Raw genomic sequence first — 22,156 nt, forward strand, 5'->3', positions numbered from 1 at the left:
TGGAATCACCGATCGCTTCTGATTGCGATTTCTTCGATATTCTGGCCTTGCCGATTCAACAGCCCCCATAGATCGGAATAGAAAAAATGGTCGATTGTCTTGATATGGCGTGACAGGAACGAATCCTCAGTCATATTCGGCCGGATGTCACAATAATACACACCATCCAGTGGATTCAACTTGATGGTGTATGCCTTGAAATGCCCCGGCAAGAATGTGGCACTAATGCCGTACTCGTTTTCTCGCCTTGTTTTCTTGCGCTGGACGTCATTCAGGAAAATTGCGATATGCGGCAGCGCCGTCCCTGTAAGGCGGCCATACAGGAACTTGTCCAAAAAAACTTTATCGATTCTATCCTTGCTGGAAGTCTTAACGGAACCAATTATTTTCAGCTCGCCCTTCTTGCTCACCAGCAGGTCATGCTGATAGTTCGATTTGAAAAGTCCCCTTCCATCCACATCCTTGACTGGCACCTGCATGACGCCAGAAACGCAGTCGATATCAAGAGAGGCTATCAGCAGCCTGATGAGCCGCTCGAACAAATCTCCATTCACCTTTCTGGCTTGGTTGGATTTTCCAACAGGCAAGCCATCAAGCGCAGCGCCAATAGATTGTTGAAGCGTGTAGATGGTTCGAATCAGACTTTCACGAAAACCATCTGGTGGCTGTTGGCCCTCGCGCAGAAAATCAAGCACCATTCGGAACTTCCGTACACCATTTTCAAAATCTTCCGCGCCATACATCAACCTGGAATTTATCGGGCGCGTAATGTTGAATCCCCCTTCTTCCTTGTACTGAAAAAATTGATAATGATTTTCATTCTGCGAAACAATGCGCGCCTGCAGGCTCGTATCCGCGTATTCCAGGTAGCGAATGCAAAAATCAATATAATTCTCAATCGAACGAAACCGCTCCTTGTTTGCGGCATAGCCGATCAATTCGGAAAAGCTCACCGGATGGACTCCCTTCGTTCCGCTGTCTTTCGGTCGTATGCGATCCACTCATCCTTCGTCATCCGCCGGACGTTCTCAATCCTTTTTATAGCCCATTGGTTATATTGCGGATCGAGGTCGCATGCCATCCAATGTCGGTTGAGCTGCTCCGCCACAACCGCCGTTGTGCCAGACCCGGAGAAAGGGTCGATGACCAGATCTCCCTCGTTTGACGAAGCCAAAACAAGTTTTCGCACCAATTCCTCCGGCTTTTGAGTGGGATGCGGTGTTTTCTCCCCCATGCCATTGCAAGTGGTAGGAATATCAAAGACATCCTTGGGCTTTGCTCCTTTTGGATGCGGCATCCAATTATCACGTTTTTTGTTCGCGCCCTTGCCATAAACGCTGGATTCCGCCTGCGGATGGGACGGATACTTCAGGGTATGCGCTCCATAAGGAATACGAACATCGTCGATATTCAGCTTGACCGCGTCAGACTTCCTGAAATGGATGATGCTTTCATGCGAGCGCCCCCAGTCCCCGCCCAGATTCGCTTTGTTCTTGTAATGCCAGACCAGCCATCGACAATACTTGAAATACTTTGAAGCGGGATGCTTCAGGTCAGCCAAAATCTCGGAAAAACCACAAATATACAGAGACCCCGTGGATTTCAAAACACGAGAAGCCCGCCTGATCCACTGGACGGACCATTCAATATATTTTTCCTGACTCTCAAAATTGTCCCAATCCGCCTTTTTTATATTATAGGGAGGATCAGCAACAACAAGATCGACGCTCGCTTCATCAAGCGATTCCAGCCAATCAAATGAATCACCCTGATACAAACGTCCATGGGGGTGCTCGTATTGCAATTGGAAGCTTTCGGCAGCAAAGCGCTTTTTTTGATCTTCCCCGGTGGCACAGGCTTCGATCGGCGCCGCAATCAAAGCATTACCCGCATCGGCAGGCTTTGTTTCCGGGGCATCCATTGTTCCATCCATCATGGCCTCTTTATTTCTCGGCATTCGCCATCCATGCATACGGATTCTAACCCCGGGTTTTGAGAAACACACGGCGGACAGCTACCCCAGGCCCTTGATTTTTCCGCCCGACACGGGCCATGTTCTGCGCCTCTCCCGCCTGGCTTCGACAGTTAACAATTCAATGTATTGATTTATAAAGGTTTTATTTCTTATCGCTCTACGTCTGGATGCGCCGTCGCTGCGTGTGTACCCTGCTCACGAGGAGTCAGCGCACTGCTCAATTTGTCCGGTTGCGCACTCAGGACATCAGCCAGGAGGGGATCATACTGCTTGATGGTCAAGGAGGGCGTCCTCGTCGGGAGAATATCGAAGATGTCGCCGCCAACGATAAGCACAGTCGTGTGGTGCATAGTGTGGTGCATATTTAGTCACCCCTGATGGCCCCTCGAAACGAAGCGGCGGGGATGATCGGCGGTTCCCGAAAATGCCTACAGGCTCATCCTCGTTTATGGAATAGCGCCGTTGTGACCAACTCGCGGCGGGACTTGCACCCGCAGGAGTACGCCCATGCTGGGCGCGCACGCAAAAAGGCCGGCTCTGAAGAACTGGCCTGAGTGCTTGATATTCCTGGTGGGCAGTCAGGGACTCGAACCCTGGACCGACGGATTAAGAGTCCGCTGCTCTACCAACTGAGCTAACTGCCCATCGCGTGTTTTGCGAAGAACAAAACTATACACCTATTTTGATAGCGACGCAAAAAGCCCGCGCAGGCTTCAGATCGCCCGGGCGAGATCCGCGGCCAGGCCGACATAGCTGCGCGGCGTCATCTCCAGCAGCCGGGCCTTGGCATCGGCGGGCAGATCCAGCCCTTGGATGAATTCGCGCAAAGCGTCCTGGGTGATGCCCTTGCCACGGGTCAGGGCCTTGAGCTGCTCGTAGGGCTGGGGCAGGCCGTAGCGGCGCATGACGGTCTGCACCGGCTCGGCCAGGATTTCCCAGCACGCGTCGATGTCCGCATCAATGGCGGCGGCGTTGATTTCCAGCTTGCCCAGGCCGCGCAGGCAGGCGTCGTAGGCCACCAGGCTGTAGCCCAGGGCCACGCCCAGGTTGCGCAACACAGTGGAGTCGGTCAGGTCGCGCTGCCAGCGCGAGACAGGCAGTTTTTCGGACAGATGGCGCAGCATGGCGTTGGCCAGCCCCAGGTTGCCTTCGGAATTCTCGAAGTCGATCGGGTTGACCTTATGCGGCATGGTGGACGACCCGACCTCGCCGTCTTTCAGGCGCTGCTTGAAGTACCCCAGCGAGATATACCCCCAGATGTCGCGGTTCAGATCCAGCAAGATGGTATTGGCGCGCGCGATGGCATCGAACAACGCGGCCATCCAGTCGTGCGGCTCGATCTGGATGGAGTACGGGTTTTGCGTCAGGCCCAGGCCGTCCAGCACGCCGCCGGCGAATCGGGGCCAGTCGATTTCCGGGTAGGCCGACAAGTGGGCGTTGTAATTGCCGGTGGCGCCGTTCATCTTGGCCAGGGGCTGCACGGCGCGGATGGTTTCCAGGGCGCGATCCAGGCGGGCGACGACGTTGGCGAATTCCTTGCCCATGGTGCTGGGGGTGGCCGGCTGGCCGTGGGTGCGCGACAACAGGGGCTGGCCGGCATGCTGGTGGGCCAATTCGCGCAGGCGGGCCGTCACGGCCGCCAGCGCGGGCACCACCACCAAGGATCGCGCCCGGCCCAGCATCAAGGCATGCGAGGTATTGTTGATGTCTTCGGACGTGCAGGCGAAATGGATGAATTCAGCCGCGCGGGATAATTCCGCATCGTCGGCCACCTGCTCTTTCAACCAGTATTCCACGGCCTTGACGTCGTGATTGGTGGTGCGCTCGATGGCTTTGATGCGGGCGGCGTCCGCCTCGGAAAACCCCTGAACCAAAGCCTGCAGGCGGCTGCGCGCCGCCGCCGAGAAAGCGGGCAGTTCGGGCAGGCCCGCATCCGACAGGCCGACCAGCCAGGCGACTTCGATTTCGACACGATGCGCCATGAAGCCGGCTTCGGACAAATAAGGCCGCAGGGAATCGGCCTTGGCCGCATAACGCCCATCCAGGGGCGAAAGCGCGTTCAAGGCGCTGAGTGTCGTGTCAATCTGCATAGTGTGCTTGAAGGGATTGAAGGGGTTGAGAAAATGGCGATGAAAAAGCAGGGCGTCCGGGCCGGACGGCCTGCATCCTGACTTTTGATTCTAGCATTTTGCCGTGCTGTCAAGGCTTTCGGCAGATAAACCACACCCTAGCGGTAAATTTCTCTAAAAATCTGTCATCAATGGGTAGATGTCTGGATACGCCACGCCACCCTGATATACTTTTTTAGCCTTAGACTACCTCGGTTTGCCATGAGATTGATCGGTTCACTGACCAGCCCCTACGTCCGCAAGGTCCGCATCGTGCTGGCAGAGAAAAAACTCGACTACGAACTGATTCTGGACGATCCCTGGGGGCCGGCCACCCAGCTTGCAGCGCACAACCCCTTGGGTAAAGTCCCCTGCCTGATTCTGGACGAAAACGTATCCCTGTTCGATTCGCGCGTCATCGTCGAATACCTGGACACCCTGTCGCCTGTGGGCCGCCTGATCCCCCCGCCGGGGCGTGAACGCGTGACCGTCAAGCACTGGGAAGCCGTGGCCGACGGCATCATGGACGCCGCCGCGGCGGCATTTCTAGAGCTGCACCGTCGCCCCGAAGGCGTGCGCAGCCCCGATTTGGCCGCCCGCCAGGACACCAAGATCACCGCCGCCCTGGCTTATATGGATGCCCTGCTGGGCGAACAGCCTTATTGCATGGGGGTCAACCTGTGCCTGGCCGACATCGCGGTGGGCGCGGCCCTGGCCTACCTGGATCTGCGCACGCCCGACCTGGGCTGGCGCGACCAGCACGCCAACCTCGCCCGGCTGGCCGAAAAACTGGATGCGCGGCCTTCCTTCATGTCGACCCGCCCGCCGGCGGCATAGCCCCCGGCCGGTTTCTTCAGATAATCACCCCGCCGCCCAGGCAGACGTCGCCGTCGTACAGCACGGCCGACTGCCCCGGCGTGACCGCCCACTGAGGCGCGGCAAAGGACAGCCGAAAAGCCCGCGTGTCTTGTACCGCCAGCGTGCAGGGCGCATCGCTTTGCCGGTAACGGGTCTTGGCGCCATAGGCGCCGGGTGCCGGGGGCTCGCCCGCCACCCAACTGGCATCCTGGGCGGATAAATCAGCCGACAACAACCAAGGATGGTCGTGCCCCTGCACCACGATCAGGGTGTTGTCCGCCAGGTTTTTGCGCGCGACATACCAGGCGTCGGCGGTGCCGTCGTCGCGCTGGCGACCGCGCACCCCGCCGATCCCCAGGCCCTTGCGCTGGCCCAGCGTATAAAAGGCCAGCCCCTGGTGCTGGCCCAGCAGCCGGCCTTCGGGCGTGCGCATGGGGCCGGCCTGGGTGGGCAGGTAGCGGTTGAGGAATTCCCGGAAAGGCCGCTCGCCGATAAAGCAAATCCCGGTGGAATCCTTTTTGGCGGCATTGGGCAGGCCGATGTCCCGGGCGATGCGCCGGACTTCGGTCTTGGGCATTTCGCCCAGGGGAAACAGCGTGCGCGACAGCTGCGCCTGATTCAGGCGATGCAGAAAGTAGCTTTGATCCTTGCCGGCATCTGTGGCTTTCAGCAGCTGGCTGCGCGCCTGCCCGCCCGCGGACACGCGCCGCACTCGGGCATAATGGCCAGTGGCGATGTAATCGGCCCCCAGGCCCATGGCATGATCCAGGAAGGCCTTGAATTTGATTTCGGCATTGCACAAGACGTCGGGATTGGGGGTGCGGCCCGCGGAATATTCACGCAGGAACTCGGCGAAGACCCGGTCTTTGTACTCGGCGGCGAAATTGACGGCTTCGATGTCCACCCCCACCACGTCGGCCACGCTGGCGGCGTCCAGCCAATCCTGGCGCGACGAGCAGTATTCGCTGTCGTCATCGTCTTCCCAGTTCTTCATGAACAGGCCCACCACCTGGTAGCCCTGTTGTTTCAGCAACCAGGCCGTGACGGAGGAATCCACCCCGCCGGACATGCCCACCACCACGCGCGCGCCCGCGGGGGGGCGCTGATCCCGATCCGGCAGAATGGAAAAATCAGCCATGCATGGCCTCGTCTACGGTTTCGATCCAGTGGCGCACAGGGGTGTCCGTGCCGCTTTGCAGGTGGCAGATACACCCGATGTTGGCCGATACGATGGTATCGGGCAAGGTGGTCTGGATGGCCTGCAGCTTGCGGTCGCGCAAGGCCTTGGACAGCTTGGGCTGGGTAATGGAATAAGTGCCCGCCGAGCCGCAGCACAGGTGGGCCTCGTCGAAATGCTGCAAATCAAAGCCCAGGTCGGCCAGCAGGCGTTCGGTGAGGGGCCGCAGGCCCTGCCAGTGCTGCAGGGTACAGGGGGGGTGAAAGGCGCTGCGCCCCGGGGGGCGCTTCATCTTGGCGCGCACCTGGCCGGCCATGGGGGCCAGGAACTGGGCGATGTCCTGCACATACGGCATCAGCCGGGCGGCCCGGTCGGCGTAGGCCGGGTCGTGCTGCAGATGGTGGGCGTAGTCCTTGAGCATGCCGCCGCAGCCGGACGCATTGACGATGACGGCTTCGACCTGGCCGGATTCCAGCAGCGGCAGCCAGGCATCCACATTGGCCCGCATCTGGTCGCGGGCGGCGTCCTGGGCATCCAGGTGAAAATTGATGGCCCCGCAGCAACCCGAACCCGCCGCAAAACGCGTGCCCACGCCCAAGGTGTCCAGCACCCGCTGGGTGGCGGCATCAATGGACGGCAGCATGGCCGGCTGCACGCAGTTACTGAGCATCAGCACCTGGCGGGCGTGGCGTCCGCCATGCACCGGAACAGGCCCGGCCGGGCGCGGCACCGCGATTTTCCCCTGCAGGACGGCGGGCAGCACGGGGCGCACCCAGCGGCCCACCCGGTACAGGGGCGCGAAAGCGGGCGACAACATCAGGCGGCGCAAGGCGCCGCGCAACAGGCGCTGGTGCCACGGGCGCCGCACCCTTTCGCTGACCAGTTGACGGCCGATATCCACCAATTTGCCGTATTCCACCCCCGACGGGCAGGTGGTTTCGCAGTTGCGGCAGGTCAGGCAGCGATCCAGGTGCTGCTGGGTGACATAGGTGGGCTGCACGCCTTCCAGCACTTGTTTCATCTGGTAGATGCGCCCGCGCGGGCTGTCGAGCTCGTCGCCCAGGATCTGGTACGTGGGACAGGTGGCCAGGCAAAAACCGCAGTGCACGCAGCGGCGCAGGATTTCTTCGGCCTCGCGGCCGTAATCCGTGTCGCGGGCCCACTCGGCAAGTTGGGTTTGCATGATGAATCTGAGTCCTTAAAGCTCCGGGGCCAGGCGGCGCGGGTTGAACACCGTGGCCGGATCGAATTCCTGTTTCAGCCGCCGATGGATCTGCAAAACCCCGGCCGACAGGGGGTGAAACGTGGTGACGTCGCGCGACACCCCGCCCCGATGATACAAGCAGGCCGAGCCCCCCATGGCCTGTACCCGCGCCCGCAACGCGGCGGCGTCCTGCGGGCCGCCCAGCCAGCGGCGGGCGCCGCCCCATTCGTGCAGGCTGGGGCCCAGGCCCAGCGCCGGGGTATTGGGCGGCAGGCTCAGGCGCCACAAAGGACGCTGCTGGAAAAACGCATGGGTCTGGTCGCGCAGGCCCAGCCAGAAAGCCTCTGCCTGGTCGTCCGCCAGGGCTTCACCGCCCAGGACGGACTGGGCCTGGCGCACGGCGGACTCATTGCCCGACAGGCGCACCAGCAGGCGGCCGGCACCCGCGCCATCGTCGGGCAGCCAGGCGGTGGCCGACACCGGCAGCGGCTGCGCGCGCCAGCGCAGGCAATGCGCCAAGGCGGCGGCTTCATCGAGCGCCAGCACCCGGGTGGCTTCGCAGCGCGGCCGGGGCAGGACTTTGATGGAAATTTCGACCAGGGCGCCGAGTATCCCCAGGGATCCGGCCATCAGGCGGGACAGATCGTAACCCGCCACGTTTTTCATGACTTCGCCGCCAAAGCGCAGCACATTGCCATCGGTGCCGAGGACTCGGGCGCCCAGGACGAAATCCGCCAGCGGCCCGGCCGCCATGCGTCGCGGGCCGGACAGCCCCGTCGAAATACAACCGCCCAAGGTGCCGGCGGCCCCGAAACGCGGCGGCTCGAAAGCCAGCATCTGCCCATGCTCGGCCAGCACGGCCTCGATCTCGGCCAGCGGCGTGCCGGCGCGGGCGGTCAACACCAGTTCGGCGGGCTCGTACCCGACCACCCCCTGATACACGGAGAGATCCAACCAGGACAAGGCATCGTCCGGGGGCAGGGGTTCGCCGTAGAACAGACGGGTGCCGCCGCCCCGGATCATGAGTGGCCGCTTGGCGGCGCGGGCAGTGACCACCTGCTCGCTCAGTTCTGACAAGACGAATTCCATAGGACGATTTCAGGACGTTAAGGCGTTTGAGGCTTCAGGGTTGCGGGGCGCGGAGCTTCTTCAGAAACGCGGAATATCGGGAAAGCGCAGCTGGCCCTGGTGCACGTGCATCTTGCCGTATTCGGCGCAGCGCACCAGCGTGGGGATGAGCTTCAGCGGATTGAGCAGGCCATAGGGATCGAAGGCCCGCTTGAATGCCGAAAAAGCGTCGAGTTCTTCGCGGGTGAACTGCGTGCACATCTGGTTGATTTTTTCGATGCCCACACCGTGTTCGCCGGTAATGGTGCCCCCCACCTGGACGCAGAGTTCGAGGATCGCCGCGCCAAAGGCCTCGGCGCGCTCGACTTCGTCGGGCTGGTTGGCATCGAACAGGATCAGGGGGTGCAGGTTGCCGTCGCCGGCATGGAAGACGTTGGAACAACGCAGCCCGAACCGGGTCTCCATCTGGGTGATCGCCGCCAGGACTTTGCCCAGGTGGCGGCGCGGGATGGTGCCGTCCATGCAATAGTAGTCGGGCGAGATCCGGCCCGCCGCCGGAAAGGCGTTTTTGCGCCCTGCCCAGAATTTCAGGCGCTCGGCCTCGGATGCCGACACCTGCAGGCGGCTGGCGCCAACGTCGCGCAGCAGGGTTTCGACGCGGGCGATTTCCTCGGCGACCTCGTCGGGCGTGCCGTCGGATTCGCACAGCAGGATGGCCTCGGCGTCCAGGTCGTAGCCCGCCTGGACAAAGGGCTCGACCATGTGCACGGCGCGCTTGTCCATGAGTTCGAGCCCCGCCGGGATGATGCCATCGGCAATGAGGCGCGTGACGCCTTCGCCGGCGAGTTCGACGCTGGGAAAACTGGCCATCACCACCTGGGCCAGTTGCGGGCGAGGAATCAGGCGCACGGTGACTTCGGTGACCAGGCCCAGCATGCCTTCAGAACCGATGAAAGCCTGCAGCAGGTTAAGCCCCGGGGCATCGGGGGCCTCGCCGCCTAGCTCGACGACATCGCCCTCGATGGTGACCATGCGGATGCGCAAGACGTTGTGCACGGTCAGGCCGTACTTGAGACAATGCACCCCGCCGGAATTCTCGGCCACGTTGCCGCCGATCGAACAGGCGATCTGGCTGGACGGATCGGGCGCGTAGTACAGGCCGTGCGCGGCGGCGGCTTCGGAAATCGCCAGGTTGCGCACGCCCGGCCCCACCACGGCCGTGCAGGACAACGGATCGAGGCGGATGATGCGGTTGAGCTTGGCCAGCCCCAGCACGACCCCCTGGGGATGCGGCGTGGCCCCGCCGGACAGGCCCGTGCCCGCCCCGCGCGGCACCACGGGCACGTTGAAATCGCGGCAGGCCCGCAGCACGGCGATCACCTGGGCCTCGGACTCGGGCAGCACCACCACGGGCGGCAGTTCGCGGTACAGCACCAGCCCGTCGCATTCGTAGACGCGGGTCTGATCCACCCGCGTGAGGATGCAGTGGGCCGGCACCTGAGCCCCGATACGGGCCAGAAAACCGGAAAAATCCGGCAAGGCAGCGGCGGCGTGCGCGGAAACGGAGGCGGTATCCATGGCGATTATTGGGGTTCAGGCGGGCGGCAAAGGCAACATCTTACCCGGGTTGAGAATGTCCAGCGGGTCCAGCGCGGCTTTCAGCGCCCGCATGACCGCCAGCGCATCGTCGCCGTGCTCGGCCCGCATGAAGGCCTGTTTGTGCAGGCCGATGCCGTGCTCGCCGGTGCAGGTGCCGTCCATGTCGATGGCGCGCTGCACCAGGCGCTGATTGAGGGCCTCGGACTCGGCCCATTCGGCCGGGTTATCGGGGTCGAGCAGCATCAGCACATGGAAATTGCCGTCGCCCACATGGCCCACGATGGTATAGGGAAAGGCGGCCGCATCCAGCTCGCGCGCGGTATCGCCCACGCATTCGGCCAGGCGGGAGATCGGCACGCAGACATCCGTGGTGCTGGATCGGCATCCCGGGCGCAGGCCCAGGCCGGCGAAATAGGCATTGTGCCGGGCGATCCACAGGCGGCTGCGGTCTTCGGGGCGCTCGGCCCATTCGAAGTCCATCCCGCCGTGTTCCTGCGTGATCTGCTGCACGGTTTCGGCCTGTTCGCGCACCCCGGCGGGGCTGCCGTGGAATTCAAACAGCAGCAAGGGGGATTCGTGCAGGCTCAGGTGGCTGTACTGGTTGGTGGCACGCACCGCCCCGGTATCCATGAATTCGACCCGCGCCACGGGAACGCCCATCTGGATGACGTCGATGACGCTGCGCACGGCGGCATCCAGGTCGGGGAAGTTGCAGATGGCCGCCGAAACCGCCTCGGGCTGGGGATACAGCCGCACCGTGACCTCGACGATGATGCCCAAGGTGCCCTCGCTGCCCACGAACAGGCGGGTCAGGTCGTAGCCGGCGGATGATTTGCGCGCCCGGTTGGCGGTGGTGATGACCCGGCCATCGGCAGTGACGACTTTGAGGGACATGACGGTGTCGCGCATCGTGCCATAGCGCACGGCATTGGTGCCCGATGCGCGGGTGGCCGCCATGCCGCCCAGGCTGGCGTCGGCGCCGGGGTCGATGGCAAAGAACAGGCCGGTATCGCGCAGGGCGTCGTTGAGCTGCTTGCGTGTGACGCCGGCCTGCACGGTGGCCGTGAAGTCTTCGGCATGCACCCGCAGGATCTGGTTCATGCGGGACAAATCCAGGCACACCCCGCCCTGCACCGCCAGGATGTGGCCTTCGAGGGAAGACCCCGCGCCGAACGGGATCAGGGCCACCCCGTGGCGATGGCAGTGACGCGCCACCCAGGACACGTCATCCACCGACTGGGCATAGACCACGGCATCGGGCGGCATGACCGGGTACGGCGATTCATCGCGGCCGTGGTGCTCGCGCACGGACAGGGCGGTGGCGCAGCGGTCGCCGAAATGATCCCGCAGCGCCTGAATGAACCCTGCCGGAATCGGCCGGGGCTGCTGTGCCAGATGCAATGTGTCCATCAATGATCCTGAAATGGCCCGTGAAAACCGGAAAACCCTTTGATTCTACCCGGCTGCCCGCCCTGCGGGCGGAAAGCCGGCACGCCCCGCCGGGTCAGGCCTCGCTGCCCACGGCCCGCGCCCCCGCCGCGGCGGCCAGCCGCTGGCGACGCGTCTGCACGGCGGCGGCCAGGCGTTCGAGCAGCGCCACCGAAGTGTCCCAATCGACGCAGCCGTCTGTGATGCTCTGGCCATACACCAGGGTGCGGCCCGGCACCAGATCCTGGCGGCCGCCGACCAGATGGCTTTCGATCATCACCCCGAACAGGCGCGTGTCGCCGGCTTCCACCTGCTGGCAGATGTCTTCGATGACTTCGGGCTGGCGGGTGTAGTCCTTGTGGCTGTTGGCATGGCTGGCGTCCACCATGATGCGGGCCGGCATGCCGAATTTTTCCAGGGACTCGGCGGCGGCCTGGACGAATTCCGCCTGGTAGTTGGGGGCCTTGCCGCCGCGCAGGATGACGTGGCAATCCTGGTTGCCGCGCGTGGCCACGATGGCCGAGTGGCCGCCCTTGGTGACCGACAGGAAGTAATGCGAATTGGCGGCGGCCTTCAGGGCGTCGATGGCGATGCGGGTGTCGCCGGTGGTGCCGTTCTTGAACCCCACCGGGCAGGACAGGCCGGAGGCCAGTTCGCGGTGCACCTGGCTTTCGGTGGTGCGCGCCCCGATGGCCCCCCAGGACACCAGGTCGGCGATGTACTGCGGGGTGATCATGTCGAGAAACTCGGTGCCGGCGGGCAGGCCCAGGGCATTGATGTCGATCAGCAGTTCGCGGGCGGTGCGCAGGCCCTGGTTGATGTCGAAGCTGCCGTCCAGGCCCGGATCGTTGATCAGGCCTTTCCAACCCACTGTGGTGCGCGGCTTTTCGAAATACACCCGCATGATGATTTCCAGGTCGGCGGCAAAGCGCGGGCGCTGTTCGGCCAGGCGGCGGGCGTATTCCAGGGCCGCCGCCGTATCGTGGATGGAGCACGGCCCGATGACGACGGCCAGGCGGTCATCCTGGCCTTGCAGCATCTTGTGCACGGCCTGCCGGGCGTCGTGGACGGTGTGGGAAATGGCGGAGGTGCAGGGAAATTCGCGCATGACGTGCGCCGGCGGCGCGAGTTCGCGGATTTCTCGGATGCGTATATCGTCGGTATTGTGTGACACGGTGTGACTCCAATGAGGTATCCAGCCATCCAGGCGACAACAAAAAAGCCGCCTGGCTGCGCCGGCGGCTTTTGGGGAATTTGTTGACTACTTGGATGTACAGCGATTCCCTTCCTCCACCAGCGGCGTTGGAAAAGTAAAAAAATAAAAGAAGTAGGAATTCGCGTTCATTGACTGATCCTAGCATAACCCAGGGCATCGAGCAAGGCTTTGACAGCTTGACAGGCTTGAAAGCTTGGCAAACTTGATCACTTGGACAGCCTTGACAAGCTTGAGCAGCCTCGACGGCGTCGACAGCCTGGAGCGGCCGATAGCCTTGCGCGGTTGGGGGCCTTGCACGGTTTAGAGTCTTGTGCGATTAAGGAGCGGCTATCATTTGCCTTCAATTGATTTGCATTCAAATCATTCTATAATTGATGATTCTTATATGAACCATTCTGGAACAAATCCATCTGGAGACCCGAGATGAACAAGACACTGAAAAACGGCTTCCTGGCCGCGGCGACCCTCGCCGCATTGGGCCTGGCGGGCGGCAGCCAAGCAGCCGATCTGGCGGAAATCCAGCAGTCGGGCACCCTGCGGGTGGCCGTGGCCAATGAAATCCCCTACGGCTACATGGATCTGGACGGCCAGGCCAAAGGCGTCGGCCCCGACGTGATCCAGCACATCGCCGACGCGCTGGGCATCCAGAACATCCAATGGACCACAACCAGCTTCGGGTCGCTGATTCCGGGCCTGCAAGCGGATCGCTACGATGTCGTGGCGGCCGAAATGGCCATCCTGCCGCAACGCTGCCAGCAAGTCGGCTTTTCCGAACCGGACAGCTCTTACGGCGAAGGCCTGCTCGTGGCCGAGGGCAATCCCGAAAACCTGCACGACTACGCGACGTTCGCCCAATCCGGCCACAAGATCGCCATCATGGCCGGGGCGGATCAACTGGAAATGCTGCAGGCTCTGGGCGTCCCCGCAGACCAGATCGTCACCATCGCCAGCAACGCGGACGCGATTTCCACGGTGGCCACCGGCCGGGCGGACGGCTATGCGGCCACCAGCCTGACGGTCAGCCAACTGGCCGCAAAAGGCAAAGGCAAGGTCGAAGCCGCCGCCGAATTCAAAGACCCGGTGGTCGATGGCGTACCCGTGCGCAGCTGGGGCGGTTTCACCTTCGCCCAGGACTCGAAAGCCCTGCGCAAGGCCGTGAACCAGGAATTGGCCAAATTCAAGCAGACCGACGCCTGGAAGCAGATCCTGACGCAGTACGGCTTTTCCGAAGAAGATGCCACGCAATCCTTCGCCCGCACCACGGCCCAATTGTGCCAGGGCTGAACCAGCCGGCGCCGGTACGGCCGCGCGCCGGCGCATCCGCCGGGCGGCCCCACCCGGGCCGTCATCCATCGCGCCTGACTGGCGCGCTCCGCAGCGCGCCCGCCGGGCGGACGGCGTGCTGATCCATGGACTGGCTTGATTACCTGAACCCCCTGCTGGCGGGGGCTGGCGTCACGGCGGCGCTGACGGCGTATTCCACCCTGCTGGGGGCGTTGTTTTCCTTTCTGCTGGGCCTGGGCCGGCTGTCGCGCAGCCTGCCCTGCCGCTGGGCATCCATCGCCCTGATCGAAATCTTCCGTGGCACCTCGCTGCTGGTTCAGCTGTTCTGGCTGTTCTTCGCCCTGCCCGTGCTGGGCCTGGCCCTGGGCATCGACCTGCGCCTGCCGCCGGTGGTGGCGGGCACGCTGGCCCTGAGCCTGAACATCGGCGCCTACGGGGCCGAAGTGGTGCGCGGCGCGATCCAGGCGGTGCCGCACACGCAATATGAAGCGGCCAAGGCACTGGACTTCACGCCCCGGCAAACCCTGTGGCGCATCGCGCTGCCCCAGGCCATCCCGGAAATGCTGCCCAGCTTCAGCAACCTGGCCGTGCAAAACCTGAAGGACACCGCCCTGGTGTCCCTGATCGGCCTGGGCGACATGGCCTTCCAGGCCGAACGCATCCGTAATTTCACCCAGGACAGTGTCCCCGTCTATACCCTGCTGCTGCTGATGTATTTCGGCATGGCCCTGGTGCTGGCGGGCGCGATGCGCATTCTGGAATGGCGCGTCGGCCGCTGGCGCAGCCGGAGGACTTGACCCCATGCTATTCGGGATTGAATGGAACACCGCCAACGACTGGGCCTTCGCCTGGTCCATCCTGCCGATTCTGCTGCGCGGCATGGGGGTCACCATCCAGGCCACCCTGCTGGGCTTTGTCGTCGGGGCGGCGCTGGGCCTGGTTCTGGCCGCCCTGAAAAGCGCCCGCCTGAAGCTCATCGCCTGGCCGGCCCGCCTGCTGACAGAATTCCTGCGCGACACGCCGCTGCTGGTGCAGTTGTTTTTTCTGTACTACGTGCTGCCCGAATATGGCCTGGTGCTGCCCGCCTTCCTGACCGGCGCCCTGGCCCTGGGGGTGCAGTACAGCGCCTATATGTCCGAGGTCTACCGCGCAGGGCTGGAATCCATCGCTCACGGGCAGACCGAAGCCGCCCGCGCCCTGGATATTTCGCCGCTGCGAACCTTTGCCGTCATCATCCTGCCCCAGGCCATCCCGCGCATCATTCCCGCCCTGGGCAATTACCTGGTGTCCATCATGAAGGACGTGCCGGTGCTGTCGGTGGTCTCGGTGCTGGAGATGCTGAACGTGGCCCGCATCATCGGCGACCGCAGCTTCAACTATATGGTGCCGCTGACGATGGTCGGCGGGCTTTACCTGATCCTTACCCTGGCGGCATCCGCCGGGGTGCGCTATCTGGACAAACACCTGCCCAAGCATGGCATTCCCCTGCGCGGCTGAAAGGAACCGTCATGATATTCACTCCCGCATCCGCTTCGTCGGCCGCATCCACTTCACGGTCTTCGTCAACCCTGTCCGCCACATCCGCCACATCCACCACATCCACCACATCCACCACATCCACCACATCCACCACATCCGCCACATCCGCCATCATCACGATGGACAAGGTCGTCAAGCGCTTCGGTGCGGCCACGGTGCTGAATCAGCTGGATTTCCAGGTCGCCAAAGGTGAAAAGGTCACCATCATCGGGCCGTCCGGCTCGGGCAAATCCACCGTGCTGCGCATCCTGATGACGCTGGAAACCATCGACGACGGCCTGATCCACGTGGCGGGCCAGCCGCTATGGCACGAATACCGTGAGGGGGGCGGGATTGCGCCGGCCAGCGAAGCCCACCTGCGGCGCATGCGCAAGGAAATGGGCATGGTGTTCCAGCAGTTCAACCTGTTTCCCCACATGACGGTGCTGCGCAATGTCACCGAGTCGCCGATCCACGTGCTGGGTCTGTCACGCGAAAAAGCCCGGCGGCGGGCTTTTGAATATCTGGATCTGGTGGGCATGACCGAGCACGCGGAGAAATTCCCCAGCCAATTGTCCGGCGGCCAGCAGCAGCGCGTGGCGATTGCCCGCGCCCTGGCGACCCGACCCAACATCATGCTGTTCGACGAACCGACCTCCGCGCTGGACCCCGAACTGGTGGGCGAGGTGTTGAGCGTCATCCAGCGGCTGTCCGAAGAACACGACCTGACCATGCTGCTGGTGACCCACGAAATGGAATTCGCCCGACAGATTTCCGACCGCGTATGCTTTTTCGACAAAGGGGTGGTGGTGGAGCAGGCTTCCCCGGAAGTCATATTCAATCATCCGCAGGAAGCGCGCACGCAGGACTTTTTGAAAAATTTCATGGCTGCCCGCCAGGGCGGCCGCTGAAGCGCGGCCTTGACCACCCGATTGGGGGCCGTCACCAGCAGATCCTGTGGACGTTTGCCGCCCAGAAAACCATTATCGGAAAGGAACCAGCCCCAGCCTCAGCCGGCCCGCGCGGTGCCCCTCCCCCACTGGATCGCCCAGGTTGAAGGTGGCGACCAGGCTGGCCAGGTGGTCGGCCTGGGCCCGCAGGCTGGTGGCGGCGGCGGCGGATTCTTCGACCAGGCTGGCGTTTTGCCGAGTGACGCCGTCCATCTGCGTGATGGCGGAATTGATTTCCTCGATACCGGTGGTCTGTTCGCGGTTGGCGGCGTTGATCTCGCCCATGATGTCGGTGACGCGGTTGATGCTGGTGACGATTGCTTGCATGGTGTCGCCCGCGTGGGCGGCCTGGTCGTTGCCCTTGGTGGTGGTTTCGACCGATGAGTCGATCAGGTCTTTGATTTCTTTGGCGGCGCCGGCCGAGCGCTGGGCCAGGGCGCGCACTTCGGCGGCGACCACGGCAAAGCCGCGGCCCTGTTCGCCGGCGCGGGCGGCCTCGACGGCGGCGTTGAGCGCCAGGATGTTGGTCTGGAAGGCGATGGAGTCGATCACGCTGATGATGTCGGCCACTTGCTGGGACTTGCTGTTGATTTCACCCATGGTGGCGACCAGTTCGGCTACCATGTCGCCGCCGTCGGCGGCGGTTTTCGCGGCGGCGGCGGCCAGGCTGTTGGCCTGCTGGGTGTTGTCGGCGTTCTGGCGCACGGTGGCGGTGATTTCTTCCATGGTGGCGGCGGTCTGCGCCAGGGAACTGGCCTGTTGTTCGGTGCGCGAGGACAGATCCAGGTTGCCGGCGGAGATTTCATGGGCGGCCGAGGCGATGGATTCGGCCCCGCCGCGCACGTCGCTGACGGTGTGGCGCAGGTGGTCGGCCATCGACGCCAGGGCGCGTAATAGCTGGCCGACTTCATCGCGGCCGGTGGCGCGCACCTGGTGGCTGAGGTCGCGCCGGGCCACGGCTTCGGCCAGGCCGATGGCGCGGCGCAGCGGACGGGTGATGCTGCGGGTGGTGCGCCAGGCCAGCAAGGGGCTGATCAGCAGCGCCAGCAGCGAGGCCGCCGCCAGAATCATCAGCCCCAGCTGATTGGACGCCTGGGTTTCCTGGTTGATGCCGTTGATCAGCCCTTGCTGATAGCGCGCCAGTTGATCCACTTGCTGGATCAGGGTTTTGCTCAACTGAGGCATATCGTGGTTGAAGAATTCATTGGCCCGAGTGAATTCCCAGTCTTTCAGGTCGTCGAAGGCCTTTTTGCGGCCCGCGAAAAAGGCGTCCTGGGTGGCGCCGGCCTGATCGAGCAATGCCACGAATTCCGGGCGTGCCTGATGCGCGGCCAACGCCTCGCGGGCCGCCATGATGAGGGCGTCGGATTGGGCAAGCGCCACTTCGGCCTGTTCCCGGGCATCCGGGTCGCTCATGTTGGCGGCCCCCAGGGCCAGGCTGATGTTGTCCTGCGCCTGGCGCGCCCACTGCAGCACCAAAGTGTTGATGTCCTGGCGTCCGCGCAGATTGGCGCTGGCGGCATTGCCATCCAGAATGCGCCAGAAGCCGATGCCGGACAGCACGGCCAGCAACACGATGATCGCGCCGAAACCCAGGGCCAGCCGCGTGCCGATTTTCAGGTTTTTCATGATGCGCAATGGGCGATGACGTTTTCCATGAAAGCCTCGCAGGCCTCGACCTGGGCAATCTCGATGTATTCATTGGGCTGGTGCGCCTGGTCGATCGAGCCGGGGCCGCAGACGACCACCGAGAACCCGCGCGCCTGGAACTGCCCGCCTTCTGTGGCGTAGGGCACGACGCCGCAGGCGCTGCTGCCGGTCAGCCGCATGGCCAGCCGCTGGGCGGTATCATCTCCGTCGCTGGTCAGCGGCGGCGCGTCGGCCAGCAGTTCGGTGGTGATCGACGACTCGGGGGCGATGGCCCGCATGGCGGGCAGCAGGCTGTCGCAATACGCCCGGAACTTGTCCAGGTAGCGCTGGACGCTGTCGCCGGGCAGCGCCCGGCAATCCCACGTGAAGCTGCATTCGCGGGAGATGATGTTGACCGCCGTCCCGCCGTGCACCACCCCGACATGCAAGGTGGTATAGGGCGGCACAAAAGGGCAATCGGGGTCGGCATGGGCTTTGTTCTCAGCCATCAGGTCATCCAGGAAGGTGATCAGGCGGGCGGCAGTCATGACGGCGCTCACCCCTCGCTGGATTTGACTTGAATGCGCCTCGTGCCCGATGACCGTGGTGCGCACCGGCGCCAGCCCCTTGTGCGCCATGATGGGCTTCATGCTGCTGGGCTCGCCGACGATGACCGCCGCCGGCCGGGCGATTTCACGCGCCAGCCGGGCGATCATCGGCGGCGCCCCGGTGCAGCCCACTTCTTCGTCGTAGCTCAGGGCGAAATGCACCGGACGCCGCAGCCCGGCCTGCAGCATCCGCGGCACCATGGCCAGGCCCACGGCGATGAAGGCCTTCATGTCGCAGGTGCCGCGGCCATACAGGCGGCCCGATTTTTCAGTCACCGTGAACGGGTCGGTCTCCCAAGGCTGGCCATCGACCGGCACGACATCCGTATGCCCGGACAAGACAATCCCGCCCTCGACCTGCGGGCCCACGGTGGCGAACAGATTCGCCTTGTCGCCCGCCGGGCTTTCCACCAACTGGCTGGCGACCCCTTGCGCCGCCAGATAGTCGCGGACGAAATGGATCAGATCGAGATTCGAGTGACGGGACACGGTATCGAACCCGACCAACCGGGTAATCATGTCCAGCGATTGAGGCATCATGAGGCGGCTCCATTATCTACATTGTCTATATAGGCAGAAGGTGTGGCTTGCGCACCGCGGCGGGCACGGCCCGGTTCGGGGGTCAGGCGCCGGCGTCGTCATCGGCCCGAACCCGGTGGCGCATCATCCGCATGAAACTCATGGAGATATGCGCCCGCCGGATCAAACCGATCGCCGCCCAATCGCCGATTTCCGCCGCAGCGAGGATATCGGTCATTTCACGATGGAATGCCTTGAACTCATCCTGCAGCCCCAGCTGCGGCATCATTTTCAGCACCACCCGGGACACCTGGAAATACAGCCGCTCGCTGACTTCGCGCAGGGGCAGGTTGCCCGTCAAGGCCGTGACCTCTTGGAAAAACTGCATGTTCAAACGCAGGAACGTCACCTGATCCGGGGCTTGCATGGCCCGGTCGCAGCGCTGGATCAGTTCGCGGATGCGATCCAGGTCTTCCGGGGTGCGCGGCACCGGACACAGCCGGCCCAGCAATTCGGCCAGTTCCATGCGCAACTGGTAGACCTGCTGCAGCGCCTCGATGTCGACGTCGGTGACTATCGTGCCGACGCCATGCACGGATTGAACCAGGCCCTCGGCCTCAAGCCGGGACAGCACCCGGCGCAAGGGGGTACGGCTGACTTCGAATTCCTGGGCGAGCTCGACCTCGGACAGGACGCAGCCCGGCGCATAATCGAGAAAATAGATGCGGTCGCGCAGCAGCTGGTACATGCGCTCATGCCGCTCTTTCGCCGAAGGCGAATGCGGATGGCCCGGCCCGGGCGCGGTTTCGGTTTGGGAATCAGCCATCAGCCCGCCTCCAGCACCGCGCTCAGGAACTGCTGAGTGCGCTCGTTCCGGGGGGCGCCGAACAAGGCATCGGGCGTGCCTTGTTCGCAGATTTTTCCCTGGTAGAAAAAGCAGACGCGGTCGGAAAATTCCTTGGCGAACCCCATCTGGTGCGTGACCATCAGCATGGTCAGGTCATGTTCCCGGCCGATCCGGCGGATCACCTGCAGCACTTCGCCGACCAGTTCGGGATCCAGGGCGGACGTGACCTCGTCGAACAGCATGATCTTGGGCCGCATGGCCAGCGCCCGGGCGATGGCGACGCGCTGCTGCTGGCCGCCCGACAACTGGGCGGGGTAGTGATCTTTTTTCTGGGACAGGCCCACCATATCGAGCAGCTCCGCCGCGCGCGCCTGGGCGTCGGCTTTGCGCATGCCCAGCGACTTGATGGGCGCTTCGATGCAGTTGGCCAGGGCGGTCATGTGCGGAAACAGATTGAAGGACTGAAAGACCATGCCGATCTTCGAGCGAACCCGCCGGACATGGGCCAGATTGCCCCGGATCAGCTTGCCGTCCTTCAGCATGTGGGTCAGCGGTTCGCCTTCGACCCAGATGACGCCGTCGTCGATGTCTTCGAGCGTCATGAGCATGCGCAGCACCGTGGTCTTGCCCGAACCGGAAGGCCCGATGATGGAGACTTTTTCTCCCCGGGCGATGTCCAGGTTCAGGCCGTCCAGCACGGTCAGCGGGCCGTAGCGTTTGGAGACATTCTCAAAGCGGATCATGGGGGCGGCGGCATCGGTCATGGGGCGGGTCTCCGGTTGAGCCGGCGTTCGACAAGGTGGATGAGCGCGGCCGAGGCCAGGCTCATGACCAGGAAAAACAGGCCGACCAGGGTAATGGGTTCAGTGTAGCGAAAGGACTGCGAGCCAATGATCTTGGCCGTCTGCATCAGTTCGAGCACGGCAATGGCGGACAGCAGCGGGGTTTCCTTGAACAGGGCCACCAGGTAATTGCCCAGCATCGGGACGATGGGCGGGATGACCTGCGGGATGATGATGTCCAGGAGCGTCGTCTTCAGCGGCAGGTTCAGGGCGATGCTGGCTTCCCATTGCCCGCGGGGCACGCTGGCGAAGCCGGCCCGGTAGACTTCCGAACAATACGCGGCGTAGTGCAGGCCGATCGCCAGGACGCCCGCGGTAAAGCCGTCCAGCACCAAGCCGAATTTCGGGAACACGAAGAAAATAAAGAAAATCTGGATGAGCAGCGGCGTGGAGCGGATGAATTCCACCAGGATGGACAGGATCAGGTTGGATCGGGGGAACGCGATGCGCAAGACCGCCACGACCAGCCCCAGCACGGCCGCCATGATGAAGCCCAGCACCGTGGCCTGGATGGTGATGACGGCGGCTTCCGCCAGCATCGGCAGGATTTCGACAGTAAAAGACCAATCCCACATCATGCGGCCCTCCCGCGGGACAGCCCTTTGGCAGCCCGTTTTTCAAGCACGCGCATGCCGATGGTGATGACCAGGGAAATGACCAGGTACAGCAGCAGGACAAGCACGAAGATCGGCACGGTTTTCAGGGTGGTCTGATTAAGCTGCTGCGCCTTGAAGGTCAGGTCGCCCAGGGTGATCAGCGACACCAGCGCGGTGGATTTCAGCAATTCGATGAACAGATTGCCCCACGGGGGAATCATGGCCACGAACGCCTGCGGCAGAATGATGCGCCGGAGCGTATGCGCGAAACTCATGTTCAAGGCGATGGTGGCTTCCCATTGCCCCTTGGGAACGGCCTGGATGGCGCTGCGCACGACTTCCGACCCATAGGCGCCGATGTTCAGGCCCAGCGCCAGCACCGCCACCGTGAAGGCATCCAGCATGACGCCGAACTGCGGCAACACGAAAAACAGCCAGAACAGCTGCACCAGAGCGGACGTGCCGCGGAAGATTTCAACGTAGACAATGGCCAGCCAGCGCAAGGGCCCCGGGCCATACAGGCGCGCGAGGGCGGCCAGGACGCCCATCGACACGGCCAGCAACATGCCCCAGGCCGTGATCTGCAGCGTCAGCACGACCCCGTCGAGCAAACCGGGGAGAAACACGCTGTAGTCGCTGCGCGTGGACAGGAAGATGAGTATGGCCAGGGTGGCCAGCAACATGCCACCGAGAGAACTGATCGTCATCCGCTTTCCATTTTCGGGTTGAG

Annotated in this window: 20 protein-coding genes and 1 tRNA gene; 5 read left to right on the forward strand and 16 right to left on the reverse strand. The window is 63.2% G+C overall.

Going from position 1 to position 22,156, the window contains the following annotated elements; translation table 11 throughout:
• Positions 1-5: 5 nt before the first annotated feature.
• The 4 genes from ACMHYJ_RS11555 to purB all read right to left on the reverse strand — a co-directional run bounded on the left by ACMHYJ_RS11555 (position 6) and on the right by purB (position 4,065).
• Entirely contained in the window at positions 6-953 is a 948-nt protein-coding gene (locus ACMHYJ_RS11555; RefSeq protein WP_414246322.1) for a hypothetical protein, read from the reverse strand.
• On the reverse strand, positions 950-1,957 hold the full coding sequence (locus tag ACMHYJ_RS11560; RefSeq protein WP_414246323.1) for a DNA-methyltransferase: 1,008 nt from the start codon (positions 1,955-1,957) through the stop codon (positions 950-952). Before ACMHYJ_RS11560 ends, ACMHYJ_RS11555 begins: the two co-directional genes overlap by 4 nt.
• A gap of 586 nt (positions 1,958-2,543) precedes the next feature.
• Positions 2,544-2,619 (reverse strand) — tRNA-Lys (locus tag ACMHYJ_RS11565).
• A 69-nt stretch (positions 2,620-2,688) separates the two neighbouring features.
• Positions 2,689-4,065, reverse strand: a complete 1,377-nt coding sequence (gene purB, locus ACMHYJ_RS11570; protein ID WP_414246324.1) for an adenylosuccinate lyase — start codon at positions 4,063-4,065, stop codon at positions 2,689-2,691.
• Between the two features lie 240 nt (positions 4,066-4,305).
• Here purB and ACMHYJ_RS11575 point away from each other — a divergent pair, with 240 nt between their 5' ends.
• Positions 4,306-4,920, forward strand: coding sequence for a glutathione S-transferase N-terminal domain-containing protein (locus ACMHYJ_RS11575; RefSeq protein ID WP_414246325.1), 615 nt, complete (start codon positions 4,306-4,308; stop codon positions 4,918-4,920).
• Positions 4,921-4,936: 16 nt separating this feature from the next.
• Here ACMHYJ_RS11575 and mnmA read toward each other — a convergent pair whose 3' ends face one another.
• From mnmA to aroG, 6 genes are all read right to left on the reverse strand, one after another.
• A complete protein-coding gene (mnmA, locus tag ACMHYJ_RS11580; protein ID WP_414246326.1) occupies positions 4,937-6,079 on the reverse strand; it encodes a tRNA 2-thiouridine(34) synthase MnmA in 1,143 nt (380 codons plus the stop codon).
• A complete protein-coding gene (gene glcF / locus ACMHYJ_RS11585) occupies positions 6,072-7,301 on the reverse strand; it encodes a glycolate oxidase subunit GlcF (RefSeq protein WP_414246327.1) in 1,230 nt (409 codons plus the stop codon). The genes mnmA and glcF overlap by 8 nt, the downstream gene beginning before the upstream one ends.
• Positions 7,302-7,316: 15 nt before the next feature.
• Entirely contained in the window at positions 7,317-8,411 is a 1,095-nt protein-coding gene (gene glcE / locus ACMHYJ_RS11590) for a glycolate oxidase subunit GlcE (protein WP_414246328.1), read from the reverse strand.
• Between the two features lie 60 nt (positions 8,412-8,471).
• Positions 8,472-9,968: an FAD-linked oxidase C-terminal domain-containing protein gene (locus ACMHYJ_RS11595; RefSeq protein WP_414246329.1), complete on the reverse strand. Its 1,497-nt coding sequence runs from the start codon at positions 9,966-9,968 to the stop codon at positions 8,472-8,474.
• Positions 9,969-9,983: 15 nt separating this feature from the next.
• A complete protein-coding gene (locus ACMHYJ_RS11600) occupies positions 9,984-11,399 on the reverse strand; it encodes an FAD-binding oxidoreductase (RefSeq protein ID WP_414246330.1) in 1,416 nt (471 codons plus the stop codon).
• Positions 11,400-11,493: 94 nt separating this feature from the next.
• Complete coding sequence (gene aroG, locus ACMHYJ_RS11605) at positions 11,494-12,591, reverse strand: 3-deoxy-7-phosphoheptulonate synthase AroG (protein ID WP_414246331.1); 1,098 nt, start codon at positions 12,589-12,591, stop codon at positions 11,494-11,496.
• Positions 12,592-13,056: 465 nt separating this feature from the next.
• Between aroG and ehuB the strand changes: the two genes are divergently transcribed.
• From ehuB to ehuA (ACMHYJ_RS11625), 4 genes are all read left to right on the forward strand, one after another.
• Entirely contained in the window at positions 13,057-13,917 is an 861-nt protein-coding gene (ehuB, locus tag ACMHYJ_RS11610) for an ectoine/hydroxyectoine ABC transporter substrate-binding protein EhuB (RefSeq protein WP_414246332.1), read from the forward strand.
• Positions 13,918-14,042: 125 nt separating this feature from the next.
• Complete coding sequence (gene ehuC / locus ACMHYJ_RS11615; protein ID WP_414246333.1) at positions 14,043-14,714, forward strand: ectoine/hydroxyectoine ABC transporter permease subunit EhuC; 672 nt, start codon at positions 14,043-14,045, stop codon at positions 14,712-14,714.
• Between the two features lie 4 nt (positions 14,715-14,718).
• Complete coding sequence (gene ehuD, locus ACMHYJ_RS11620; RefSeq protein WP_414246334.1) at positions 14,719-15,414, forward strand: ectoine/hydroxyectoine ABC transporter permease subunit EhuD; 696 nt, start codon at positions 14,719-14,721, stop codon at positions 15,412-15,414.
• A 161-nt stretch (positions 15,415-15,575) separates the two neighbouring features.
• Positions 15,576-16,346 carry an ectoine/hydroxyectoine ABC transporter ATP-binding protein EhuA gene (gene ehuA, locus ACMHYJ_RS11625; RefSeq protein WP_414246419.1) on the forward strand — a complete coding sequence of 257 codons (771 nt, stop codon included), beginning with the start codon at positions 15,576-15,578 and terminating at the stop codon, positions 16,344-16,346.
• 72 nt (positions 16,347-16,418) lie between these two features.
• On the opposite strand, the gene ACMHYJ_RS11630 is transcribed toward ehuA (ACMHYJ_RS11625), so the two are convergent.
• The 6 genes from ACMHYJ_RS11630 to ehuC (ACMHYJ_RS11655) form a co-directional block, all read right to left on the reverse strand.
• Positions 16,419-18,014: a methyl-accepting chemotaxis protein gene (locus ACMHYJ_RS11630; protein ID WP_414246335.1), complete on the reverse strand. Its 1,596-nt coding sequence runs from the start codon at positions 18,012-18,014 to the stop codon at positions 16,419-16,421.
• Entirely contained in the window at positions 18,011-19,162 is a 1,152-nt protein-coding gene (gene argE / locus ACMHYJ_RS11635; RefSeq protein WP_414246336.1) for an acetylornithine deacetylase, read from the reverse strand. The genes ACMHYJ_RS11630 and argE overlap by 4 nt, the downstream gene beginning before the upstream one ends.
• Before the next feature lie 82 nt (positions 19,163-19,244).
• Positions 19,245-19,967, reverse strand: coding sequence for a GntR family transcriptional regulator (locus ACMHYJ_RS11640; RefSeq protein WP_414246337.1), 723 nt, complete (start codon positions 19,965-19,967; stop codon positions 19,245-19,247).
• Complete coding sequence (ehuA, locus tag ACMHYJ_RS11645; RefSeq protein WP_414246338.1) at positions 19,967-20,752, reverse strand: ectoine/hydroxyectoine ABC transporter ATP-binding protein EhuA; 786 nt, start codon at positions 20,750-20,752, stop codon at positions 19,967-19,969. The genes ACMHYJ_RS11640 and ehuA (ACMHYJ_RS11645) overlap by 1 nt, the downstream gene beginning before the upstream one ends.
• The gene (gene ehuD, locus ACMHYJ_RS11650) at positions 20,749-21,408 is read right to left on the reverse strand and encodes an ectoine/hydroxyectoine ABC transporter permease subunit EhuD (protein ID WP_414246339.1); all 660 of its coding nucleotides are present in this window, start codon (positions 21,406-21,408) and stop codon (positions 20,749-20,751) included. Before ehuD (ACMHYJ_RS11650) ends, ehuA (ACMHYJ_RS11645) begins: the two co-directional genes overlap by 4 nt.
• Positions 21,405-22,133, reverse strand: coding sequence for an ectoine/hydroxyectoine ABC transporter permease subunit EhuC (ehuC, locus tag ACMHYJ_RS11655; RefSeq protein WP_414246340.1), 729 nt, complete (start codon positions 22,131-22,133; stop codon positions 21,405-21,407). The genes ehuD (ACMHYJ_RS11650) and ehuC (ACMHYJ_RS11655) overlap by 4 nt, the downstream gene beginning before the upstream one ends.
• Between the last annotated feature and the right edge of the window lie 23 nt (positions 22,134-22,156).

This window comes from Castellaniella hirudinis, from assembly GCF_047468865.1.
In the GTDB taxonomy this organism is placed as follows: domain Bacteria; phylum Pseudomonadota; class Gammaproteobacteria; order Burkholderiales; family Burkholderiaceae_B; genus Castellaniella; species Castellaniella hirudinis_A.

Bases quoted from the DNA above. Each gene is read 5' to 3' on its own strand.
- ACMHYJ_RS11560 (WP_414246323.1), bottom strand. From the start codon at position 1,957: ATGCCGAGAAATAAAGAGGCCATGATGGATGGAACAATGGATGCCCCG.
- purB (WP_414246324.1), bottom strand. From the start codon at position 4,065: ATGCAGATTGACACGACACTCAGCGCCTTGAACGCGCTTTCGCCCCTG.
- ACMHYJ_RS11575 (WP_414246325.1), top strand. From the start codon at position 4,306: ATGAGATTGATCGGTTCACTGACCAGCCCCTACGTCCGCAAGGTCCGC.
- mnmA (WP_414246326.1), bottom strand. From the start codon at position 6,079: ATGGCTGATTTTTCCATTCTGCCGGATCGGGATCAGCGCCCCCCCGCG.
- glcF (WP_414246327.1), bottom strand. From the start codon at position 7,301: ATGCAAACCCAACTTGCCGAGTGGGCCCGCGACACGGATTACGGCCGC.
- glcE (WP_414246328.1), bottom strand. From the start codon at position 8,411: ATGGAATTCGTCTTGTCAGAACTGAGCGAGCAGGTGGTCACTGCCCGC.
- ACMHYJ_RS11595 (WP_414246329.1), bottom strand. From the start codon at position 9,968: ATGGATACCGCCTCCGTTTCCGCGCACGCCGCCGCTGCCTTGCCGGAT.
- ACMHYJ_RS11600 (WP_414246330.1), bottom strand. From the start codon at position 11,399: ATGGACACATTGCATCTGGCACAGCAGCCCCGGCCGATTCCGGCAGGG.
- ehuB (WP_414246332.1), top strand. From the start codon at position 13,057: ATGAACAAGACACTGAAAAACGGCTTCCTGGCCGCGGCGACCCTCGCC.
- ehuC (WP_414246333.1), top strand. From the start codon at position 14,043: ATGGACTGGCTTGATTACCTGAACCCCCTGCTGGCGGGGGCTGGCGTC.
- ehuD (WP_414246334.1), top strand. From the start codon at position 14,719: ATGCTATTCGGGATTGAATGGAACACCGCCAACGACTGGGCCTTCGCC.
- ehuA (WP_414246419.1), top strand. From the start codon at position 15,576: ATGGACAAGGTCGTCAAGCGCTTCGGTGCGGCCACGGTGCTGAATCAG.
- ACMHYJ_RS11630 (WP_414246335.1), bottom strand. From the start codon at position 18,014: ATGAAAAACCTGAAAATCGGCACGCGGCTGGCCCTGGGTTTCGGCGCG.
- argE (WP_414246336.1), bottom strand. From the start codon at position 19,162: ATGATGCCTCAATCGCTGGACATGATTACCCGGTTGGTCGGGTTCGAT.
- ACMHYJ_RS11640 (WP_414246337.1), bottom strand. From the start codon at position 19,967: ATGGCTGATTCCCAAACCGAAACCGCGCCCGGGCCGGGCCATCCGCAT.
- ehuA (WP_414246338.1), bottom strand. From the start codon at position 20,752: ATGACCGATGCCGCCGCCCCCATGATCCGCTTTGAGAATGTCTCCAAA.
- ehuD (WP_414246339.1), bottom strand. From the start codon at position 21,408: ATGATGTGGGATTGGTCTTTTACTGTCGAAATCCTGCCGATGCTGGCG.
- ehuC (WP_414246340.1), bottom strand. From the start codon at position 22,133: ATGACGATCAGTTCTCTCGGTGGCATGTTGCTGGCCACCCTGGCCATA.